General features: G+C 54.4%; 21 protein-coding genes and 2 pseudogenes. 6 read left to right on the forward strand and 17 right to left on the reverse strand.

Translation table 11 applies throughout. From position 1 onward, the window contains the following. Positions 1-94 precede the first annotated feature (94 nt). The 3 genes from NMB39_RS27770 to NMB39_RS27780 all read right to left on the reverse strand — a co-directional run bounded on the left by NMB39_RS27770 (position 95) and on the right by NMB39_RS27780 (position 3,109). Positions 95-703, reverse strand: a complete 609-nt coding sequence (locus tag NMB39_RS27770) for a hypothetical protein (protein WP_057025551.1) — start codon at positions 701-703, stop codon at positions 95-97. After that, positions 700-1,272: an RNA polymerase sigma factor gene (locus NMB39_RS27775; RefSeq protein ID WP_057025552.1), complete on the reverse strand. Its 573-nt coding sequence runs from the start codon at positions 1,270-1,272 to the stop codon at positions 700-702. Before NMB39_RS27775 ends, NMB39_RS27770 begins: the two co-directional genes overlap by 4 nt. A gap of 208 nt (positions 1,273-1,480) precedes the next feature. Beyond that, positions 1,481-3,109 (reverse strand): vWA domain-containing protein, encoded by a 1,629-nt coding sequence (locus tag NMB39_RS27780; protein WP_494339787.1) that lies wholly within the window; start codon positions 3,107-3,109, stop codon positions 1,481-1,483. Between the two features lie 223 nt (positions 3,110-3,332). Between NMB39_RS27780 and NMB39_RS27785 the strand changes: the two genes are divergently transcribed. Further along, positions 3,333-5,546 carry a M10 family metallopeptidase C-terminal domain-containing protein gene (locus NMB39_RS27785; protein ID WP_494339786.1) on the forward strand — a complete coding sequence of 738 codons (2,214 nt, stop codon included), beginning with the start codon at positions 3,333-3,335 and terminating at the stop codon, positions 5,544-5,546. A gap of 23 nt (positions 5,547-5,569) precedes the next feature. Here NMB39_RS27785 and NMB39_RS27790 read toward each other — a convergent pair whose 3' ends face one another. The 4 genes from NMB39_RS27790 to NMB39_RS27805 form a co-directional block, all read right to left on the reverse strand. Further along, positions 5,570-6,220: a DUF799 domain-containing protein gene (locus NMB39_RS27790; RefSeq protein WP_046070346.1), complete on the reverse strand. Its 651-nt coding sequence runs from the start codon at positions 6,218-6,220 to the stop codon at positions 5,570-5,572. Beyond that, positions 6,217-6,579: a DUF4810 domain-containing protein gene (locus tag NMB39_RS27795; RefSeq protein WP_046070345.1), complete on the reverse strand. Its 363-nt coding sequence runs from the start codon at positions 6,577-6,579 to the stop codon at positions 6,217-6,219. Before NMB39_RS27795 ends, NMB39_RS27790 begins: the two co-directional genes overlap by 4 nt. A 29-nt stretch (positions 6,580-6,608) precedes the next feature. Then, the gene (locus NMB39_RS27800; protein WP_057025555.1) at positions 6,609-7,289 is read right to left on the reverse strand and encodes a CsgG/HfaB family protein; all 681 of its coding nucleotides are present in this window, start codon (positions 7,287-7,289) and stop codon (positions 6,609-6,611) included. A gap of 1,535 nt (positions 7,290-8,824) precedes the next feature. After that, positions 8,825-11,413: an autotransporter family protein gene (locus NMB39_RS27805; protein WP_494339785.1), complete on the reverse strand. Its 2,589-nt coding sequence runs from the start codon at positions 11,411-11,413 to the stop codon at positions 8,825-8,827. Between the two features lie 457 nt (positions 11,414-11,870). Here NMB39_RS27805 and NMB39_RS27810 point away from each other — a divergent pair, with 457 nt between their 5' ends. Continuing rightward, entirely contained in the window at positions 11,871-12,128 is a 258-nt protein-coding gene (locus NMB39_RS27810; RefSeq protein ID WP_306958601.1) for a hypothetical protein, read from the forward strand. A gap of 106 nt (positions 12,129-12,234) precedes the next feature. Here the strand turns inward: NMB39_RS27810 and NMB39_RS27815 are convergent, their stop codons facing one another. Both NMB39_RS27815 and NMB39_RS27820 read right to left on the reverse strand, forming a co-directional pair. Beyond that, a complete protein-coding gene (locus tag NMB39_RS27815) occupies positions 12,235-12,636 on the reverse strand; it encodes a hypothetical protein (RefSeq protein ID WP_306956788.1) in 402 nt (133 codons plus the stop codon). A gap of 124 nt (positions 12,637-12,760) precedes the next feature. Next, positions 12,761-13,018 (reverse strand): hypothetical protein, encoded by a 258-nt coding sequence (locus NMB39_RS27820; protein ID WP_306956787.1) that lies wholly within the window; start codon positions 13,016-13,018, stop codon positions 12,761-12,763. Between the two features lie 270 nt (positions 13,019-13,288). Between NMB39_RS27820 and NMB39_RS27825 the strand changes: the two are divergent. The 3 genes and pseudogenes from NMB39_RS27825 to NMB39_RS27835 form a co-directional block, all read left to right on the forward strand. Then, positions 13,289-13,513: pseudogene (locus NMB39_RS27825) on the forward strand (cupin-like domain-containing protein); the annotation flags it as partial. Between the two features lie 169 nt (positions 13,514-13,682). Further along, positions 13,683-13,823 carry a hypothetical protein gene (locus NMB39_RS27830; RefSeq protein ID WP_306956786.1) on the forward strand — a complete coding sequence of 47 codons (141 nt, stop codon included), beginning with the start codon at positions 13,683-13,685 and terminating at the stop codon, positions 13,821-13,823. A gap of 243 nt (positions 13,824-14,066) precedes the next feature. Continuing rightward, positions 14,067-14,159, forward strand: a pseudogene (locus NMB39_RS27835) (RNA 2'-phosphotransferase); the annotation flags it as partial. A 30-nt stretch (positions 14,160-14,189) separates the two neighbouring features. Here the strand turns inward: NMB39_RS27835 and NMB39_RS27840 are convergent. The 6 genes from NMB39_RS27840 to NMB39_RS27865 all read right to left on the reverse strand — a co-directional run bounded on the left by NMB39_RS27840 (position 14,190) and on the right by NMB39_RS27865 (position 18,306). Further along, positions 14,190-14,879, reverse strand: coding sequence for a transposase (locus tag NMB39_RS27840; RefSeq protein WP_494339784.1), 690 nt, complete (start codon positions 14,877-14,879; stop codon positions 14,190-14,192). Positions 14,880-15,065: 186 nt separating this feature from the next. Then, positions 15,066-15,437 (reverse strand): hypothetical protein, encoded by a 372-nt coding sequence (locus NMB39_RS27845; RefSeq protein WP_306956785.1) that lies wholly within the window; start codon positions 15,435-15,437, stop codon positions 15,066-15,068. Between the two features lie 646 nt (positions 15,438-16,083). Then, positions 16,084-16,293, reverse strand: coding sequence for a transposase (locus tag NMB39_RS27850; protein WP_233518739.1), 210 nt, complete (start codon positions 16,291-16,293; stop codon positions 16,084-16,086). Positions 16,294-16,657: 364 nt separating this feature from the next. Next, the gene (locus NMB39_RS27855; RefSeq protein ID WP_306956784.1) at positions 16,658-17,254 is read right to left on the reverse strand and encodes an imm11 family protein; all 597 of its coding nucleotides are present in this window, start codon (positions 17,252-17,254) and stop codon (positions 16,658-16,660) included. A 44-nt stretch (positions 17,255-17,298) separates the two neighbouring features. After that, positions 17,299-17,532 carry a hypothetical protein gene (locus NMB39_RS27860; protein WP_306956783.1) on the reverse strand — a complete coding sequence of 78 codons (234 nt, stop codon included), beginning with the start codon at positions 17,530-17,532 and terminating at the stop codon, positions 17,299-17,301. 522 nt (positions 17,533-18,054) lie between these two features. Further along, on the reverse strand, positions 18,055-18,306 hold the full coding sequence (locus tag NMB39_RS27865) for a transposase (protein WP_494339783.1): 252 nt from the start codon (positions 18,304-18,306) through the stop codon (positions 18,055-18,057). Between the two features lie 335 nt (positions 18,307-18,641). Here NMB39_RS27865 and NMB39_RS27870 point away from each other — a divergent pair, with 335 nt between their 5' ends. Beyond that, the gene (locus NMB39_RS27870; RefSeq protein WP_057725484.1) at positions 18,642-18,899 is read left to right on the forward strand and encodes a hypothetical protein; all 258 of its coding nucleotides are present in this window, start codon (positions 18,642-18,644) and stop codon (positions 18,897-18,899) included. Positions 18,900-19,005: 106 nt separating this feature from the next. Here the strand turns inward: NMB39_RS27870 and NMB39_RS27875 are convergent, their stop codons facing one another. Together NMB39_RS27875 and NMB39_RS27880 are read right to left on the reverse strand one after the other, a co-directional pair. After that, the gene (locus NMB39_RS27875) at positions 19,006-19,455 is read right to left on the reverse strand and encodes a hypothetical protein (protein ID WP_306956781.1); all 450 of its coding nucleotides are present in this window, start codon (positions 19,453-19,455) and stop codon (positions 19,006-19,008) included. Between the two features lie 462 nt (positions 19,456-19,917). Beyond that, positions 19,918-20,499: a hypothetical protein gene (locus NMB39_RS27880; RefSeq protein WP_494339782.1), complete on the reverse strand. Its 582-nt coding sequence runs from the start codon at positions 20,497-20,499 to the stop codon at positions 19,918-19,920.

Genomic DNA, 20,499 nt, shown 5'->3' on the forward strand with positions numbered 1-20,499 from the left:
GGCAGACTTTGACATATACCCAGCTAGACAATGCAAGCGCCCCCTACGCATGAAGACGCCCCAGGCCAAAAGACCTGGGGCTTTTTTCGCAGGTTCAGCGCTTCTGCAACGCCTGCAACCGCGCCGGCAAATCTTCGTTTGGAAAGCGCTTATGCAGCGCCAGCAGCTTTTCATCGGCGGCCTTGGTATCTCCCGCCTCGCGCAGCTTCACGATGGCCTGCAACTCCTGCTCCAAGGAGGGCAATGCACCCGGCGCAGGCTTGCTGAGTTTGGCCGCTGGCGGGGCCGCCATTACTTCAGCGATTTCAGCCTGGGCCGGGGCACTTTCAGCCCTGGGTGCCGTCGCCATCCGGGCCATTGGCGCAGGTGCGGAAAAGGCTTGGGGGGCCGGGTGAGCGGCTTCTTCGTGGCGCGGCGCGGAGAATGTCGCGGTGGAGATCTCGGGCTGCGGCACGGGGGAGCGCATGACAACGCCGATCATCAGCGCCAAGCCGGCGACGGTGGCGAATGCCATCTGCCAGCGCGGGCGTTGGCAGGCTTGCAGCCAGCGCTGCCACAGGCTCGGCTGCGGCGCCGGGGCTTCGCGGCGGGCGGCGTTGAGGATGAAGGTGTCCAGTGACGCCGGCGGCTCGCCGCTGCTGTGTTGACGAAAGTGCTGGATCAGCCCGTCGTCGGTGTCTGGGTCGTGTCGGGAGTCGTTCATGCGGGTATCTCCTCGGCCAACAGGCGGCGCAGTTTCTGCTGGGCGTAGCGCAGGCGGCTTTTTACGGTTTCCAGCGGGGCGCCGGTGAGGGTGGCGATCTGCGGTACTTCGAGCTCGCCGTGCAGGCGCAGCAGGAAGACTTCGCGCTGGTCTTCGGGCAAGTCTTGCAGGGCGGCGTCGAGGCGCGCCTGGTCGCGGCTCAGGCTCAGCTGTTGCTCGGGGCCGGCGCTGCTGTCGGGTTGGGCGTGCAGTTGCTCATCGTAGCTGTCGTGCAGGGGGTTGTGGATGCCGTGCTTGCGCCAGTGGTCGATCAGGCGGTTGCGGGCGATCTGGAACAACCACGTACGAAAACTCGCCCGGCCCTGTGGCTGGGTGTTGCTGCGGATCAGGCTTAGCCAGGTGTCCTGGTAGATTTCCTCGGCCAGTTCGGCCTTGTTGCACAGGGACATGAGAAAGCGGTACAGGCCCTGGCGGTGGTGCGTGTACAGGGCTTCGAATGCGCCAGCGTCACCGGTTCGGTAGCGGGCCAGCAGCGATTCGTCGCTGGGTGAATCGTCTGGAACGGCCATCTAATAGTGAACTCCTTCTTTCAGTCGAAGCTGATCTAACTGTGGGAGGGGCTTGCCCTTGATAGCGGTGGGTCAGGATAAAATAGGCTGGCTGACACACCGCCATCGGGGGCAAGCCCCCTCCCACATTTGATCTTCGCTGCTTTGAGCATTTCGTTCGGCATTAGGGCTTGCACCCTCCCCCATTTGCACATTGTTGCGGGCCGGATCAGGGTTTGAGGCTTTGGGCCAACTCCACCAGTTGCACAAATTCGTTGCGCAGGCCGAACGGGTCATCGCCGCGGGCCGAGCGGGCAAGTTTGGCGGTGTCCTGCAAACTCATGTTGCCAGTGTAGCGGCCATCGCCCTTGAGCTGTTGGGCGAACGCGGCCACGGCGGCTGAGAAGCGCAGGTCTTCGCTGGCTGGGGTGGGCTGGTTGGCGATGGGGTACTCGATCAATTGACTGTTGCCTCCCGCAGCAGGTTTATAGCGCACCCGTAGCATCGCCAGCTCGTCGGATTTACCTTCAATCGCAGGCGCGGCGGCATAGCGCGAAGGCTCCAACCAGCCCTTCTCGCCCTTGGGGACGATTTCGTACAGCGCAGTCAGCGTATGCCCTGCGCCGATTTCACCGGCATCGACCTTGTCGTTGTTGAAATCCTCACGCTTCAAGGCACGGTTTTCATAGCCCAGCAGGCGGTATTCGCTGACCTGGGCGGGGTTGAATTCCACCTGCAACTTCACATCCCGGGCGACCACGGCCAGGGTCGAGCTGAGTTGCTCCACCAGCACCTTGCGCGCTTCACGCAGGTTGTCGATATAGGCGTAATTGCCATCGCCCGCATCGGCCAGTTGTTCCATCAGGTGTTCGTTGTAGTTATCCACACCAAAGCCCAGGGTGGTCAGGGACACGCCGCTTTTACGCTGCTCGACCGCCATTTGCTTGAGGCTGTCGAAGTCGCTGATGCCCACGTTGAAGTCGCCATCGGTGGCCAGCAGGATGCGGTTGATGCCCTTGTCGATAAAACCTTCGCGGGCCATCTGATAGGCCAGCTCGATGCCGGAGGCGCCTGCGGTGGAGCCACCGGCGGTAAGTTGGTCGATGGCGTTGCGGATGGTGTTTTTGTCACGCCCGGAGGTGGGCTTGAGCACCACGCGGGATTCACCGGCATAGACCACCAATGACACGCGGTCCTGATCGCGCAGTTGGTCCACCAGCAATTTCAACGTGCTTTTCACCAACGGCAACCCTTCGTGACGGTCCATGGAGCCAGACACGTCCACCAGGAACACCAGGTTGGCCGGCGCCAGGTCCGCCACGTCGCGGTCGGAGGCCTTGATGCCGATGCGCAACAATTTTGTGCGCGGGTTCCAGGGCGTGGCGGCGAGCTCGGTGGTGACGCCAAAGGGTGAACCATCGGTGGGCAGCGCGTAGGTGTAAGGGAAGTAATTGACCATTTCCTCCAATCTCACAGCGCCTTCGGGCGGCAGGCGACCTTGATTGAGGAAACGCCTGACGTTGGCGTAGCTGCCAGTGTCGACGTCGACGCTGAAAGTGGAAACCGGAGTCTCGGCGACGCGATGCACCGGGTTGTCCGGCAGGTTGGCGTATTGCTCGCGAGGTTCGCTGCGGTAGTCCATCGTCGCCATTTCCCGCACCCTCATCGGTGCCGGCATCGCCATGCGTTTGACCATAGCGCCCTGGGCCGGCGCGCTTTGCAGCTCGGCGATGGGCGCCGGTTCAACAGGCTTGGCGACATCCGGGGACGACGACAGTCCACAACCGGCCAGCATCACCAGCAGGGTAACGGCAAAGCCTTGGGCAGCGGGACGCAGCAAAAGCAGAGAGCGGGACATGGGCTGAACCTCGTGAATGAATGATCCGTTCAACCGATCAGACGTAGCCCAACCTCCCTACGGGTTAAACACGGATATTGAGCCGTCAGCTCGCTGCGTCATCTTTCGAGACACAACCAACTGAACCTGCCATCACCACCCACCACATATCGAGGGTCCGCCTCCCTGTCAGAACCGTCTGTTTCTTGAGTGCTTTGGAGGCTTTTAATTCAGAGAAACCACGATGAACTCCGTAAACACCCTCGCACACCGCTATCAGCCGCCCTCATTCGCTGAGCGGCCCAGCTATACCGGGGCCGTTTCAGGCAAGCCCTCCTACACCACCGAGCAAGCGGCAGAGCAGATCACCCGAACGGGCTATCGTTGGAAAGAGCGAGACAAAGACGGCATCACACCTATCGGCTACCGTTTTTTCACACCCGCGCAAGCCACCTACAACACGCCCACCGGCGCTAACGAGTTCTCCCCGTCGCAAAAAGAGCAGGCCAGGCGCGCCATGCAGTCTTGGGCGGATGTCGCCAATATCACCTTCACTGAGAATGCACCAGAGGCCAAAGGGCAACTGTTACTGGGCAATGACCCGAACCAGACCGGCCATTCGGGCCGTGCGTCTTATCCAGGCATCTACAGCGATGGCACACAGGCCTGGTTCGCGTCCGATGGCATGAATCGCCCCTTCACTCAGGGTAGTTTCAGCCGCTATCTGCTGGCCCATGAGATCGGCCATACCCTGGGGCTGATGCACCCCGGCAAATACAACAATGGCGGCAGCTACGCTGAAAACGCCCGCTATGCCGAGGACAATCGCGCCTACAGCCTGATGAGTTACTGGTGGGCTGGTCACCTGGGCCATGACCATAACAAGAACGGCCAAACCCACTATGCCAGCGCGCCGCTGATGGACGACATCACGGCCATCCAAAAGCTCTACGGCGCCAATTACAAAACCCGCGACACCGACACGGTGTACGGCTTCAACTCCAATACCGGGCGTGACTTCCTCAGCCTCAACTCAGCGGACGACACGCCCGTGTTCAGCGTGTGGGATGGGGGCGGCAACGACACTCTGGATTTCTCGCGGTTTCATCAGGACCAGACCATCAACTTGAAGGCTGAACACTTCTCCGATGTCGGCGGCATGAAAGGCAACGTCTCCATTGCCAAAGGCGTGACCCTGGAAAATGCCATCGGCGGCACGGGCGCTGATCGACTTATCGGCAACCACGCCGATAACCGCCTGACCGGTGGCCCGGGCCAGGACACCCTTACCGGTGGGCTGGGCAAGGATACCTTTGTGTATAACAACGCCAGCGAGTCGACCCAACAGCGCCCCGACCTGATCACCGATTTCACCAGCGGGCAGGACAAGATCGATGTGTCTGCAGCGCTGCAGGCCGCCGGTATCAAGGACCTGCAGTTTGTGCGTCGTTTCAGCGGTCGGCCGGGCGAGGCGTTGCTCGGTTATGACCCGAACACGCGCCAGCACAGCCTGGCCATTGACCTGAACGGCTCGGGCCAAGCCGGCCTGTATATCAAGAGCCAAGGGCCAATCAAGCCAGACGACGTGATCAGCCGAGCCTCGCAGCCGAACCGTATGCCAACCCCACCCGCCCGGGTTACGCCTCAACCGCCAACCCCACGACCGCCGTCGCCAGCGGATGTCGCACCGTACAAGCCCCACCCCACGCCAACAGCCGCGCCGCAACAGGCGCCGTTCTCCTTGCAGAACCACGCCAACGCATCCCTTAAGGGCACACCGATGCATGCAGCGGCCAGGGCCGTGGGCAATATTCGCGAAGTGAGCGTCACACGGGACTCATGGGGCTACGAACGCGTGCATACCCGTTCGTTGGGTACCGGCTCGCTGATCAACGATGGCAACAGCGTGCTGACCAACCAACATGTGCGCGACGCGCTGGCCAAGGGCAGCAAGCTCGAGCTTTGGCTGGGTTATGAACAAGACAGTAGCGGGCGGATGAAGGTAGAGCGCAAAGTACCGCTGGACCCCAAGCCGCTCAGTGGCGACGCGCGGTTGGACTACGCCGAGCTGCGTGTCGATTTGCCCGCCGGCGAGAAAAAAGCCTTGGCCGAGCAGTTCCGGCCGCTCAAGTTGGCCTCCGGCCCCCAAGCATCGCCTGGGCAGAAAGTCTTTATGCCCAACCATGGGCAAGAGGCCCTCGGCATTTCATTTCTAAATGCCAAGGGCCAACCCACCACGCTCAAGGGATACGACCAGGACAGCCGTTATCAGGGCACGGTCTACCACGACGCCTTCAAGAAACCCGGCACCTCCGGCTCACCGCTGATCAGCGTCGATACGGGCGAGATCGTTGCCTTGCACAACGGCTCCATCGGCACCAGCGTAAACGGGCAGCGCGACTCCATGGGCACGGCCACCCGCACCGACTTGATCCAACAGCACCGTCGTCAGAGGTGACGCGGTTTACCGGTTGCCGCTGATCAGTCCGTGCCGTACTTGGGGTTACGCGGGCCGTACAGAAGCCCGGTGCGTTGCCCTGCCGACAGCAGGCGTGCACTGGTGATACCGGCAATCGGATGCGCCGCATCGGTAGAGCTGTTGATCACCTGCTTGACCGCCGCCGTGATCAACATGCCCACCAGACCGCCGCCGTTGTTGTTGCCCTCCTCGCTGGAGGCCCGTGCAGTACCGGTCCACAAGGTGGTGCCGGTGCGCAGGTCCACCAGTTTGGCCGAGGCCGTCACCGAGGTGTCGCTGGAGATCAGCATGTACTTGGTACCGTACTCACTGACGGTGATGTACAGCGCCGCGTCGGCACCGAAGATGTCATGCAGCTTGGCGGGCAGTACCGCCTGGATATCATTGGCGGTGGTCAGGCCGTTCTGGCGGAAGGTTTCGTCCACCAGGGCAATCGGCAGCACGTAGTAGCCGGCTTCGGCCAACGGGTAGGTGACTTGCGACACCAGGCTGTAGGACGCCTGCACTTCCGGCGACTCGTTGATCGGCGGCAGTACCAGGATCGACTTGGGCCGCGCCTGTTTGTACGCCGAGTAGTCGACCGTCTTGGGCGCCGCACAACCGCCGAGCAACGCCAGGGCCAGCAAGGCGCCGGTAAGTTTTAACAGGCTCATTTGGTGGCCACTCCGGCTTTGGCGTTTTTCAGCAGAAAGTCCATGTACGCAGCGGACTCAGGGAACAGGGCCTTTTCGGTGCGAAACTCCTGCACCATCTGGTCATCCTTGCCCATGTTCATGTACAGCATGCCCAGGTGCGCGTGGTAACCCGGTGGGGCCTTGCGGCCACTGGCGTTGATCTTCTGCAGGTCGCGCTCCAGTGCTTCCACCTGCGCTTCCTTGGGCTCGCCCTTGAAGTACTCGTAAACCTGCGGCTGGTAGCTTTCCCATTGATACAGGGGCTGGGGCGCCGTCTGGCACCCGGCTACCGTCGCGATTGCTGTCAGCATCAGCGCCAACTTAACTGCCTTGCTCATCCGTGTACTGCTCCTTGAGGTGTTGCTGATCAGTTACGCGGGTTCCAGGCGCCGGCGTTGATGCCGTCGACCAGGCGGTTGATCGCTTCGCGCATGGCCAGGTCGAGGACCTTGCCATTGAGGGTGGAGTCGTAGCTGGCGGTGCCGCCGAAGCCGACCACTTCACGGTTGGACAGTGCGTACTCACCCGCGCCCTGGGTGGAATACACCACTTCAGAGGTGTTGATGTTGACGATGTTCAACGCGACTTTGGCGTAGGCCACTTGGGTCTTGCCACGGCCGAGGATGCCGAACAGCTGGCGGTCGCCGGTTTCTTTGCGGCCGAACTCGGTCACATCGCCGGTTACCACGTAGTCAGCGCCCTTGAGCTTCTGCGCGGTGCCTTTGATCTTGGCTTCCTGGGAGATCTCGCCCATGTTGTCGCGGTCCAGCACGCTGAAGCGATTGGTCTGCTGCAAGTGGGTGATGAGGATGGTCTTGGCCTGGCCGCCGAGACGGTCGACACCATCGGAGAAGATGCCGCGCATGTAGCTGGAGCGGTTGTCGAACTTGCCCACAGCAATCGGCACACGCACGCCGGAATAGGCCACGTGGGCGCTGGCGACTTGCTCCACCGGCATCGCGCGGTTGCTCTCGGTGGCGCAACCGGCCACGGTCAACAGCGCCGCGGCGGTGAGGCCCGACAGCAGGATTTTGGACAGTGTCTTCACAGGGTGCTCCTTGGGTGAGGAAATCAGCGTTGCCGGGTTTTCCAAGGAGTTAGGCAGCCTGACAATACGCTGGCCTGAATTCTTCCCTGAAAGACTGTGATGCAACGGCTGCGGCATTTTACGGGGTTGAGAGCGGTTCTCAAGATGTTTCGGCCCGAGTAGTGAAATCCAACACAAACCCAATGTGAGAGGGCGCGCGCTCCCGATGGTGGCGAGTCAGTCAACATATCCATTGGCTGGTCCACCGCTATCGGGAGCAAGCCCCCTCCCACACAGATATCAGAGCGTCACGCCCTACGTAGGCGGGCTGAGCCAGCGCAAGTTGCCCCGACCCGAACGCTGCGGATTCACACAAACCCAATGTGGGAGGGGGCTTGCCCCCGATGGCGGTGAGTCAGCCAACACATCATTGACTGATTCACAGCTATCGGGGAGCAAGCCCCCTCCCACACTGGTATCAGAGCGTCGCGCCCTACGTAAGCGGGCTGAGCCAGCGCAAGTTGCCCCGTGCCGAACGCTGCGGATCCACACAAATCTAATGTGGGAGGGGGCTTGCCCCCGATGGCGGTGAGTCAGTCAACATATCCATTGGCTGGTCCACCGCTATCGGGAGCAAGCCCCCTCCCACACTGGTATCAGAGCGTCACGCCCTACGTAAGCAGGCTGAGCCAGCGTAAGTTGCCCCGACCCGAACGCTGCGGATTCACACAAACCCAATGTGGGAGGGGGCTTGCCCCCGATGGCGGTGAGTCAGCCAACACATCATTGACTGATTCACAGCTATCGGGGAGCAAGCCCCCTCCCACACTGGTATCAGAGCGTCACGCCCTACGTAGGCGGGCTGAGCCAGCGCAAGTTGCCCCGTGCCGAACGCTGCGGATTCACACAAATCTAATGTGGGAGGGGGCTTGCCCCCGATGGCGGTGAGTCAGTCAACATATCCATTGGCTGGACTACCGCTATCGGGAGCAAGCCCCCTCCCACACTGGTATCAGAACGTCACGCCCTACGTAGGCGGGCTGAGCCAGCGCAAGTTGCCCCGACCCGAACGCTGCGGATTCACACAAACCCAATGTGGAAGGGGCCTTGCTCCCGATGGCGGTGAGTCAGTCAACATATCCATTGGCTGGACCACCGCTATCGGGAGCAAGCCCCTCCCACACTGGTATCAGAGCGTCGCGCCCTACGTAAGCGGGCCGAGCCAGCGCAAGTTGCCCCGACCCGAACGTTGCGGATTCACACAAACCCAATGTGGGAGGGGGCTTGCCCCCGATGGCGGTGAGTCAGTCAACATATCCATTGGCTGGTCCACCGCTATCGGGAGCAAGCCCCCTCCCACACTCGTATCAGAGCGTCACGCTCAACGTATACGGGCTGAGCCAGCGCAAGTTGCCCCGACCCGAACGCTGCGGATCACACAAACCCAATGTGGGAGGGGGCTTGCCCCCGATGGCGGTGAGTCAGCCAACACATCATTGACTGATTCACAGCTATCGGGAGCAAGCCCCCTCCCACACTTTGTTTTGCGGTGTTGCTTAGAAGGCGTAGCGCGCCTTGAGCATCACGCCGTCCGCATCGAAACCGCTACGTGCCTGGCGGGTGTAGCTGGCGCCGACGGTGAAGTCCGACACCTGGTAGTTCACACCCACACTGGCCTCGTAGCTGTCACGCGCCACCGACGCACCGGTGACGGTGAACGCCGAACCACCAGCCACGAAGTTGGAGGTTTGCGCCACGCGGTCACCCATCAAATCGTGATAGGCCATCAAGGTCGCTTCCGGTTGCAGCGTACCGGCGCTCAGCGGCAGGTTGGCTGCCAAACGCACACCGGCACCCAACTCGCCCACTTCATAACGCTGCGAAGCCGTGCTCAAGGCCGCCGACGAACCTTTCTCGGTAAACCCATCCATGCGCACGTTGGCATAACGTGCAGCCACACGCGGCTCGATCACCACCGCCTGGGTCGGCTTGAAGCTGTAGCCGCCGATCACGCTGGCCGACAACACATTGCTGTCGTAACTGCCCTTGGCCGTAGTGCCCGCGACGTGGCGCTTGCTGTCGTTCTCGTTATGGCCGTAGCTGAGGCTGCCATCGACGAACCAGTTCTGCAGCGCCCAGTTGCCGTACAGCGACAACGCGTGGCCTTCGACGTCGGTCTTGTTGCCCAGGTCCGAATGAATGTTCGAATTCAGGTAGCTGTAGGCCACGCCCAGGGTGGTGGTGTCGTTCAAGCGACCGTCCACACCCACTGCCATACCGCTGCTATTGGCCGAGTAACCGTTATTGCCGCCACGGCCGTCCTGATCCATGTTGCTGCTCAGGCCCTGCACCCACACACCGCCGACCTGATGGCTTTCACGCTGGTCGGTGAGGCGGTTGAAGATCGCACCGTTGACCACGGTTTGCCCCGACAGGGCCACGTCGAGGGCGCCACGGTTGACGTCCGGCGTGAGCTGGTCGGCGAGCTGCGCCAGTTGTTGTGCAGTCCCGGCGTTGGCCAGGCTCTGGAACACCGGGTCGTTCTGGTTGAGTTGACCGAGCACATCGTTTTTCAACACGTTGACCGCGGTTGCAGCCGACGCACCCGCACTCACACCCGCCAACTCCTGCTGCACCTGCTGATCGCTTTTCACCGCCACCACGGCCTTGACCGTCTGCGCATCGGCCGAGTAGCTGAGCACGTTCAGCAACGACGACGCGCTGGCGACGGCCACACCGTTGTTCTGCACGCTGGTGGCTTGCAGCAAGGTGTATTGCGTGCCGGCTTTAGGCGCCGCGAAGTCGCCCGGGTTGGCGCTGACTGTCAGCTTGGAAGCCTGGGCCAGGTTGGCGGTGCCGTTAACGGTGAGGTACGGCGTGGTCGGCACCACACTGTCGGCCAGGTGCATATCAATGCCCGCGCCACTGGCCACATTGAGATCGCCGGTGATGGCGGTGCCAGGTGCGGAGAGGTTCAGCGAACCCGAGTTGACCGACACCGGGGCGATGATACGGCTACCGCTGAAACCTGCCTGACCGCCGATGTTGACGGCGCTGAGGTTGAGCAGGTCGCCGGTGATTTTGCCACCGGTCCAGTTCAGGCTGGCAAGGTTGTTGGCGTCGACGGCGATACCGCTGTTACTGCGGATTTCGCCGGCTTGCTGGTTGATTTCAAAGCTCGCAACCTGCTCGGCCGTATCCACATGGATCGCAGTACCGTCCGCCGCGATGAGGCCGCGGTTGACGATGCCGCGTGCGCCCGTGGCGCTGTTCTGCGCAAAGCTGGCGCCGGAAAGATCGAAGGCATTGGCAGACGCGCCCTTGGCTTCAATGGTGCCGGTGTTGAGGATGTAATCAAAGGTGCCGCCGTAGAGAAACAGCCCTTTGGCCTCATCGCCATTGGCAGAAATCAGGCCACTGTTTTCAATACGCAGGGGGCTGGTGTCGGTTTCCACTTCCACACCCCAAGCGCCTTCGCCTGTGGCGGTAATCGAGCCCGAGTTGAGGATTTTGCCGCCGATGGTGGTCGGCGTGTCGCCGTTGACGTCAAGGATCAACCCAATCGCGCCCGGGCCGGCCATGTCGATCACACCGGTGTTGGATACGTCACCCGCAATGGTGGTGCCGTGCAGGTAAATACCTTCACCGCCGCCCAGGTAGCCGGGCGTCGTCACGGTACCCACCGGAGGCGTGGAGCGAATGGTGCCTGAGTTGATAAGGCTGCCACCAATGGTGGTGGGGCCGATCTCAAGCCCTTCATAGGCGCCGTTGCGCATCAGCACGTTGCCTGCCTGAACCACATCCCCGGTGACAGTGCTCGGGGCCAAACCGGTCGGGCCGGTCCAGAACATCGGGTCGATGGCGATCGCACGGATGGTGCGGCCTTGCGAGTCCAGCGTGATGTCGGCGCGATTGATCAGCGAGCCTTGAATTTGGGTATTGGCAAATCCCAGGCCGGCGGGGTCGGTGGTGCTGGTGTCGACCACGCGGGAAAACTGACCGGTGATGGTCACCGGCTCATTGAACGACTCACTGGCCCAAATATTCTTACCCTGACCCAGGTCGAACTCGATCGCCAGCACCTGCGTGCTGATGGCGCCGACCATGATTGCCAACAGGCTTTTCTGGAACTGCTTACGCTTCATTTCAAACTCCATGAACTACAGTCAAAGCCGCCAATACGCCCGGCGGTAGTAGGTATGCTGTGCGAAAGGATCAATCGATCCGAATGAGGCCCCCCGGGCGCCCCTGCAAATTCCGGGCGCGAGCCAATGCACCGCGAGCGGTGGCAGAAAGGGGGCCGTAAAGGGGAGAGGTTCACATTAATCCTTAATGTTATTGAAAACGCTGCAGTCCATGCAGCCCGACCGATTGCGGGTGGGCGGGGTAAAGACACTGGGATATACGAAATGTTCAAAGCCCAAGGGGAAGACGCTTCACGATGGATGCCATTGCGTGACGGGGGGTGCCATTGCGGTGATGCCTTGCGCGGTTTTGGGTGAGGGGCTTATAGTCCGGCGGTCGCCCAAAAGGCGGCCGGGTTTGGCGACCCGAAGAACGAGCCCTCAATAATCAATAGAGAGCTTAATGATGAATCGATACATCCCCCTCACCGGCCACGACTGCAGCGTCCCAGCCCTGATCATCGACACCCAGGCACCTCTCGACGTCCTTCACGACGCCGCCGTGCACCGCATTCGGGCCGTCACCCAACTGCTGGAAAACCTGGCCTTCCGCGAACAACTCAGCAGCGATGCCGTAGTGCTTTCAGACTTCGCCCACTTGCTGGCCATTCCGCTGCGCGATGGGTGTGATTTGCTGGATGTCATCAGTCGCAGGCTTAATGCCGATCCGTCCTGAGTGAAAATCGGGCGGCCGTAGTGTCGCCCGCTTTGGCCTCGTGCGGGGAGGGTAAAGGCTAAATAAATCTGCCCTCTCGCACTGCTCCGCCTCGATGACCAATAGCTTACAAAGAACCTTCACAACTTTGTTTGTTGAATTCGAACCGGCTAATTTCTTTTACATTTTTGCTACCAAAAACATAAACGTAAGTACCGCCCAGCAAAAAAATGGATTGCTCTTGAAAATTTTTCGGATCACAAAAAATCTTTATAACTGCTGACTTAGTAGCGTCTAAGTCAAAGCCAGAACCATCAGAATCATAATTTAACAAAGAATAATAAATCGTTATTGTATGGCTATTAGTTGCCTCCATACGGAAAATTTCAGTATTTTCGTCAACCTTCCAATTACGGGCATGCGTCTGCGCGGTGATGATTATCAAGTCACTAAGGAAAGCTCGTTTGCTAGGCTCAGGCGTTTCTTCTGTTGCTTGTTTTATCAAGACCGCTGCTATACCAACAAACAACAGTGCAAAACCCCAGCGCCAAAATCCTTTTTTTTGATTCCTCTGTCATTATGTATAGCTCCCTTCAACCATCGATTGGTTTTTCTGCGATCTCGAATCAAAATAAATCTATGCCCTTTACCTTTCAACCTTTAATCTTACTCTCTTTACGTTTTTTCAACCATGACAGCATCCAAATCCCCACCCCAACAGGGATCGCATAAGCGAAAACACCCGGAAAAAGATCTGCGATATCAGCCCAACCAAAATTCCAAACTCCAACCTTTGAATAATTAACCAGCGCCCCCACAAACTTTGCAACGACCCCCATCGACAGAAACAACAAAACCACATAAATCAGCAACAATGAAAATGCTTGCAATCTGGACTTTGGCTTGATCACTTCTTTTTCTCGTGCATTACTAGAATAAAGGGGCACATTTGTTTAATAGGCTTTATACTACTATCTCAAATTAAAATAAATACGCCCCCCCCTTTTCTCCGTTTACTTCCTCTCAGCCCATTATTCAGCCCGCTTTCATTGCACGGTTCTAGGCCTCACACTTTAAATAAAATTTTTCTCAGCATGACTTGCCTCTCATAGAAAAATAGGGGCCAGACCACTATTTTTCTAAACCTTGGTCTGACCCCTATTCCCACCACCTATTCCCCACTGGGCACGTGGTGCACTTCGCCTGACGGCGGCCTGGAAGGGTGTGATGTCGATCCCCAGGCACCTGACCTTGATCGTTTCCCAGGTGCAGGCTCGGTACGGTTCTTGGATATCGTATTGCATGCCGGTGAGCTCTTGTTTATTCCTGAGGGTTGGTTTCATCAGGTCGAGTCATTGTCAACTTCGCTATCGATCAATTTTTGGGTGAACTCTGGGCGTGGTTGGAGAAACTCGCCGTTACCCGATGAGCCGGGCAAACATTGCTGCAAAGTCATAGGGTACGGGGAGAACGTCTGGCGTCCCCTCCGCCAGAGGTATACGCGACCCGTGGGCACTTGACGATGATGAGCGATACCATGTTTAAATAACGGTCTATCGGAAAGGAGTTCTAGGTATGCAAGGCGTGTTCAAGCAACCCATGTTTGTGATCGGTGTTTCATTCATTTCTATCGGCTTGGCTATTGCAAATCCCGGGTTCTGGATTCCCGGCATTGTTTTTATGGTCATTGGCTGGGCAAACAGATCCAAGCAATGAGCTGATGCCGCTCTACGCGTTTGGAATACACACCCGACGCTGGCGGTTATCTGGTAACCGCCCTACTTAAAAATCCAAGCAGACAAAAATAAAAATTGATTTTTAAAGAACGTAATTCTTGTAAGCTTATCAAAAACCGGGAACTTATGGCCCGACACGACAGCCCTGCTCGCGACAGAAATATATTAAACAAATTGCCACTTTAAATATAGACAAATTATCATTCTGACAAGGTCAATGACTATGGATAGCAAACAGATCAATGAAGCCAGCAAATTTCTTAGCTACGTACTAAGACATAAACCACGCTCTATTGGGCTTGAGTTAGACTCGAAATAGGGGTCAAACCACTATTCTTCTATTCTTTTAACTCACACTTTTCGGGCGTCCTGACGCACCCGGTGAAACTCTTTTACCTAATATCTCCGCGATCTCGGACGCAAACTTCTGATCGCCCAAAACGTAATTGCCGTTGGTAGAAGATCGAATTTGTTCTATCAATCCAGATGAAAGCCGATCCTTGAATATAGATCGGTAAGCTTCGGCTCGCTGCGCGGTGCCGCTACCTAACTCGCTATAAACCGCATGCGGACTTATAAAGCCTGATAGCTCGCCCTGTGCGTTTGCCCTATAGCTGGTCCAGCGATAGTCGCCCGGATGAGTAACCATACCCGCTCTTACCGGATTCATTTCGATATATCGATAGCAAGCTAAAACATAGTTTTCTTGTTGAACCAAACAGGAGCGGAAACGGCCTTCCCACAATGTGCCCGTTCGTTGATATGTTCGATTGACATATTGAACATAGCGCTGCCCCAGCCCCTGCATAATTAGGCCAGCCCCTGCGCAGCAGGTGGGAGTCAACAACAAATGAACGTGATTTGTCATCAAGCACAATGCGTGAATTTTACAGCCGTACAATTGAGCAAGCACGGCTAATGTATCAATGTAAAAAATGTAGTCTTCATCTGAATAAAAACACGCAGACCGATTGTTTCCCCGCTGTATTATATGCAACGGGATACCCGGCAGTAAAACCCTAGGACGGCGAGCCATATAACCTCCTAACTGGATAAGAGTTTACAGCTTAGCTGCCCATCAACAGGCCAACCAAATAGAATAATTACAAAAAATAAATCATATTTTTAAAGAGCAACTCTGCTGAACTCTAAAAAACGCAAAAACGTGGTCTGCCCCCTATTCCCTCTTTAGCAAGATCAAACAAACCGCATTTTTTTGTTCTCAATTATCTTTTGGCAAACTTATCGAAAAAGCCGAAAGGAAAGCCTCAATAATTTTTCGATCTGCATCATTCTTTGCAAAACGCTTAAGCACTGGGACAAGATGATAAAACAATAACTCGAGCCTGCTAGGATCTTTGGGCAAAGCATCGTTAATGCATGCAACCATTAACTTAACTGACATAATTGACGCGAACGCTTCATATCCTCTAGCGCTAGAGAACGGAATTTTCTTAAAATAATAATCCGCTAAACGTTTCTGCTCTGGTTTTTTCCAAGATCTATGAGGAAGGAGTAATAAAGCTTCACCCCAATTATCTGAAGCAAGCGGGTACCGGCTCAATATCCAAGCTGCCGCCTGATCAGAAGTCATTTTCGCCAACTCTTTACAGAGTGATATCAATCTTGAATCCATACCAAACTATTTCCTTGGATTAAATGAGTTTTCCGGTAACCCAGAGTTAGCCTTTAGGGTAGCAGGTGGCTGATAATGACCGGAGCTATTATCCCATCTTGTTATTTTTCCTCGCTCTGGACCGTCATTATTATCAAGAAAATAGGGGTCAGACCACTATTCTTCTACTCTTTTAACTCACACTTTTTGGGCGTCCTGACGCACCCGGTGAAACTCTTTTACCTAATATCTCCGCGATCTCGGACGCAAACTTCTGATCGCCCAAAACGTAATTGCCGTTTGTAGAAGATCGAATTTGTTCTATCAGTACAGATGGAAGCCGATCCTTGAATATAGATCGGTAAGCTTCGGCTCGCTGCGCGGTGCCGCTACCTAACTCGCTATAAACCGCATGCGGACTTATAAAGCCTGATAGCTCGCCCTGTGCGTTTGCCCTATAGCTGGTCCAGCGATAGTCGCCCGGATGAGTCACCATACCCGCTCTGACCGGATTCATTTCGATATATCGATAGCAAGCTAAAACATAGTTTTCTTGTTGAACCAAACAGGAGCGGAAACGGCCTTCCCACAATGTGCCCGTTCGTTGATATGTTCGATTGACATATTAAACATAGCGCTGCCCCAGCCCCTGCATAAGTAGGCCAGCCCCTGCGCAGCAGGTGGGAGTCAACAACAAATGAACGTGATTTGTCATCAAGCACAATGCGTGAATTTTACAGCCATACAATTGAGCAAGCACGGCTAATGTATCAATGTAAAAAATGTAGTCTTCATCTGAATAAAAACACGCAGACCGATTGTTTCCCCGCTGCATTATATGCAACGGGATACCCGGCAGTAAAACCCTAGGACGGCGAGCTATATAACCTCCTAACTGGATAAGAGTTTATAGCTTAGCCGCCCATCAACAGGCCAACCAAATAGAATAATTAAAAAAAATAAATCATATTTTTAAAGAGCAACTCTGCTGAACTCTAAAAAACGCAAAAACGTGGTCTGACCCCTATTCTCCTATTCTTCGCTCAAAAGCGCAAAAACGTGGTCTGACCCCTATTCTTCGACCCCTATTCTTCCCTATCGAACAAAAGCAACAAAAGGGGGGCAGATTTACTCAACAGCCTTTGTACTACCACTACGAACTAAATAAATTCGCCGCCCTTCCCCAACTATCTGACTAACTAGGTAACGGTTTCTTGATCACCATTAACAGAATCAAACAGTACGCCGACAACACCAGCCGCCATAAATCGCCGCTTCACTTCTTCACTTACTATGACCGCACCCAAATATTTTTTAAGTCTAAATATATGACTTGATCCGACCCTGCCCGGGTCAACCACCAAATTGTAGAAAGCACGATGGTTGCCGGCCATATCTGGCCTAACAGGATCATCTACCTCAAACTTTTTATAGCGAGAGCGCTTTTCATCCACGCAATCGACTTGCGTTTCTATAATCATCAAAAAATAGCTCTGGCAAACCACTTTATTATTTATCTTAACCGGCTCAAAAACGACACGTTGATAAGGTTCGTCTATCTCTGGCAAACCGGCGAGCGAATTTTTTGCGCTCTCGCTTAAAACAGGAACACTGGCGTATCCAGCGAGGGAATAATCAACTTCTTTACCGTCGAATCTTACATCGAGAGTATATATGCCTGGCTCCATAAAATTAACTGGAGGATTACTGAAATACCAGTTATCTACATGATGTACATCTCCAAGCACCCACCTATCGCAAACAGTTACATCTTGTCGCATTAAGTAATATCTCATTTCAGTCCCCTTTTCTCGTCCCCTTTTCTGCATTTTGAGCTCTGTCAATCCATAACTCTAAGCGCTGAGAGCAAATCTAAAAATTCAGTTTCTGTCAGCTCAAACTCTTCCCCTTCTTCCATTGCCATCAATGAAAGAAGTATTCGATCCATCGGAGGAGTGATCTCTAATCCATGACGCTGATAAATTTCAAACGCAAATTTAGAAATCCTAAACACGTCGAACCCTGCGGATAATTTTTTTTCAAGATCATTAGCAAGATCATTTTGTGTGTACATTATTTCCAACTCTTCAATTCTGCGCCTGTAGGCGGATTGAAAAATAGTGAAAAATAGGGGTCAGACCACTACTCTTCTATTCTTTTAACTCACACTTTTCGGGCGTCCTGACGCACCCGGTGAAACTCTTTTACCTAATATCTCCGCGATCTCGGACGCAAACTTCTGATCGCCCAAAACGTAATTGCCGTTTGTAGAAGATCGAATTTGTTCTATCAGTCCAGATGAAAGCCGATCCTTGAATATAGATCGGTAAGCTTCGGCTCGCTGCGCGGTGCCGCTACCTAACTCGCTATAAACCGCATGCGGACTTATAAAGCCTGATAGCTCGCCCTGTGCGTTTGCCCTATAGCTGGTCCAGCGATAGTCGCCCGGATGAGTAACCATACCCGCTCTGACCGGATTCATTTCGATATATCGATAGCAAGCTAAAACATAGTTTTCTTGTTGAACCAAACAGGAGCGGAAACGGCCTTCCCACAATGTACCCGTTCGTTGATATGTTCGATTGACATATTGAACTTAGCGCTGCCCCAGCCCCTGCATAAGTAGGCCAGCCCCTGCGCAGCAGGTGGGAGTCAACAACAAATGAACGTGATTTGTCATCAAGCACAATGCGTGAATTTTGCAGCCATACAATTGAGCAAGCACGGCTAATGTATCAATGTAAAAAATGTAGTCTTCATCTGAATAAAAACACGCAGACCGATTGTTTCCCCGCTGTATTATATGCAACGGGATACCCGGCAGTAAAACCCTAGGACGGCGAGCCATATAACCTCCTAACTGGATAAGAGTTTACAGCTTAGCCGCCCATCAACAGGCCAACCAAATAGAATAATTACAAAAAATAAATCATATTTTTAAAGAGCAACTCTGCTGAACTCTAAAAAACGCAAAAACGTGGTCTGACCCCTATTCCCCTTCAGGTGTTTTTGCACCCGCAAAGCTGTGCTCGTTATGGCGGCTGTGCGCGGGAGACCTTCGGGTCTGCCGGTTTACTCTGTTGCCGGTTCGCCAACCTGCGTACAGCTGCCACCCATTCGTTTGGCGACGATTGAGTGGTGGCCTCAGCCACCAAAAACAGAGTGTTCAGTATGAATAGATACATACCCCTAACCGGCCACGATTGCACCATCCCAGCCCTGATCATCGACACCCAGGCACCTCTCGACGTCCTCCACGACGCCGCCGTGCACCGCATTCGGGCCGTCACCCAACTGCTGGAAAATCTGGCCTTTCGCGAACAACTCAGCAGCGATGCCGTAGTGCTTTCAGACTTCGCCCACTTGCTGGCCATTCCGCTGCGCGATGGGTGCGATTTGCTGGATGTCATCAGTCGTAGGCTTAATGCCGATCCGTCCTGAGTGAAAATCGGGCGGCCTTTGTGTCGCCCGCTTTGGCCTCGTGCGGGGAGGGTAAAGGCTAAATAAACCTGCCCTTTCGCACTGCTCCGCCTCGATGACCAAGCGTTTACAAAGAACCTTCACAATTCTTTTTGTTAAATTCAAATCGGCCAATTTCTTTTACATTTTTGCTACCAAAAACATAAACGTAAGTACCGCCCAGCGAAAATATGGATTGTTTTTCAAAGTTTTTTGGATCACAAAAAATATTTACGACTGCTGACTTGGTAACTTCCAAGTTAAAACTAGAAACATCAGAATCATAATTCAATAAAGAATAATAAACTGTTATAGTATGACTGTTAGTCGCCTCCATACGAACAAGCTCTGTATTTTCGTCAACCTTCCGATTACGCGCTTGCGTTCGCGCGGTGACGATTATCAAGTCACTAAGGAAGGTTGGTTTGCTAGGCTCAGGCGTTTCTTCTGTTGCTTGTTTTATCAAGACCGCCGCTATACCAACAAACAACAATGCAAAACCCCAACGCCAAAATCCTTTTTTTGTTTCATCAGTCATTATGTATGGTTCCCTTCAACCATTGATTGGTTTTTATGCGATCTCGAATCAAAATAAATCTATGCCCTTTTCTTATCTTTGCACCAGCTCAACTTTTCCCTTTGATATGATTTCGCCACGGGACGAGCAGTCCTTCCAGCAAGATTCGATCAATAACACCATCATCAATGACGCCTACATAAGCTGCAAAATAGGGGTCAGACCACTATTCTTCCATGAACCGATACACTAAAAAACGCAAAACCGTGGTCTGACCCCTATTCTCCGCTATTCTCCTTCTCGCCCCCCTCACCTTCTTCATGGATGTCCCAATTTCCTAACCACCTGCTTAGAAACAATCAAACAGGTAAAAATAAATTTTTTTAAGAATTCAACCCCTACAATTTTCAAAAAGATATCAAACCAAAAACAAAGGAACCTGACGCGATGTCGCTCTAAAATTAAAATTCACTATGATCTCAATTACGCATTATACCTCTTTACCAAAGTCATCCAATACTCGTATGTCTCTCGAAGTCGGCTTCCACTTCTGGATCCATCGGCAATCCCGCATGCGAATGCATTAGAAATTCTTACAGGATTTGTAGGTAGTAAGCCTGGACCAGATATGACAGGCTGGCCATAATCTGCCTCTTTTTTGCTGCCTTTTAATTGAACCCAACTGAGCTCTGGATTATTTCTAACGGCAACATCCCCGTAATACATACCAACCATAACAGCCAATGACTTTTCTTGATCTGACAAAAGGTCAGCTTCGACTTTATCCACGCCACTTAGAAAATTCTTCTCAACGTGATGTTCTCTTAGGGAATGACGTTTTGTAGTAATTATGAAAAAAAGCCACTCACCTAACAAACCCAGCGACTCAGGTGAGAAATCCGCACTCCAGCCTTCATATCCAAGGGTCTGCCAAACGGTGTGGATCAACTCATCCAAACAGTAAGGTTTGTTAAGCATGAACCATTTATAAAAAGCATCTCTATCTTTGGCGCTCATAGATACAAATGCTGTTGTAACTGGCGAATAGGCTGTTGTGAAGTTCAT

Source organism: Pseudomonas sp. FBCC-B545 (assembly GCF_059134095.1).

Coding starts and splice junctions, on each gene's coding strand:
- NMB39_RS27795 (WP_046070345.1), bottom strand. CDS start 6,579: ATGAGCAAGGCAGTTAAGTTGGCGCTGATGCTGACAGCAATCGCGACG.
- NMB39_RS27775 (WP_057025552.1), bottom strand. CDS start 1,272: ATGGCCGTTCCAGACGATTCACCCAGCGACGAATCGCTGCTGGCCCGC.
- NMB39_RS27850 (WP_233518739.1), bottom strand. CDS start 16,293: ATGCAGCGGGGAAACAATCGGTCTGCGTGTTTTTATTCAGATGAAGAC.
- NMB39_RS27875 (WP_306956781.1), bottom strand. CDS start 19,455: ATGACTGATGAAACAAAAAAAGGATTTTGGCGTTGGGGTTTTGCATTG.
- NMB39_RS27790 (WP_046070346.1), bottom strand. CDS start 6,220: ATGAGCCTGTTAAAACTTACCGGCGCCTTGCTGGCCCTGGCGTTGCTC.
- NMB39_RS27865 (WP_494339783.1), bottom strand. CDS start 18,306: ATGGCTCGCCGTCCTAGGGTTTTACTGCCGGGTATCCCGTTGCATATA.
- NMB39_RS27855 (WP_306956784.1), bottom strand. CDS start 17,254: ATGAGATATTACTTAATGCGACAAGATGTAACTGTTTGCGATAGGTGG.
- NMB39_RS27805 (WP_494339785.1), bottom strand. CDS start 11,413: ATGAAGCGTAAGCAGTTCCAGAAAAGCCTGTTGGCAATCATGGTCGGC.
- NMB39_RS27845 (WP_306956785.1), bottom strand. CDS start 15,437: ATGACTTCTGATCAGGCGGCAGCTTGGATATTGAGCCGGTACCCGCTT.
- NMB39_RS27785 (WP_494339786.1), top strand. CDS start 3,333: ATGAACTCCGTAAACACCCTCGCACACCGCTATCAGCCGCCCTCATTC.
- NMB39_RS27780 (WP_494339787.1), bottom strand. CDS start 3,109: ATGTCCCGCTCTCTGCTTTTGCTGCGTCCCGCTGCCCAAGGCTTTGCC.
- NMB39_RS27840 (WP_494339784.1), bottom strand. CDS start 14,879: ATGGCTCGCCGTCCTAGGGTTTTACTGCCGGGTATCCCGTTGCATATA.
- NMB39_RS27880 (WP_494339782.1), bottom strand. CDS start 20,499: ATGAACTTCACAACAGCCTATTCGCCAGTTACAACAGCATTTGTATCT.
- NMB39_RS27770 (WP_057025551.1), bottom strand. CDS start 703: ATGAACGACTCCCGACACGACCCAGACACCGACGACGGGCTGATCCAG.
- NMB39_RS27860 (WP_306956783.1), bottom strand. CDS start 17,532: ATGTACACACAAAATGATCTTGCTAATGATCTTGAAAAAAAATTATCC.
- NMB39_RS27830 (WP_306956786.1), top strand. CDS start 13,683: ATGCAAGGCGTGTTCAAGCAACCCATGTTTGTGATCGGTGTTTCATTC.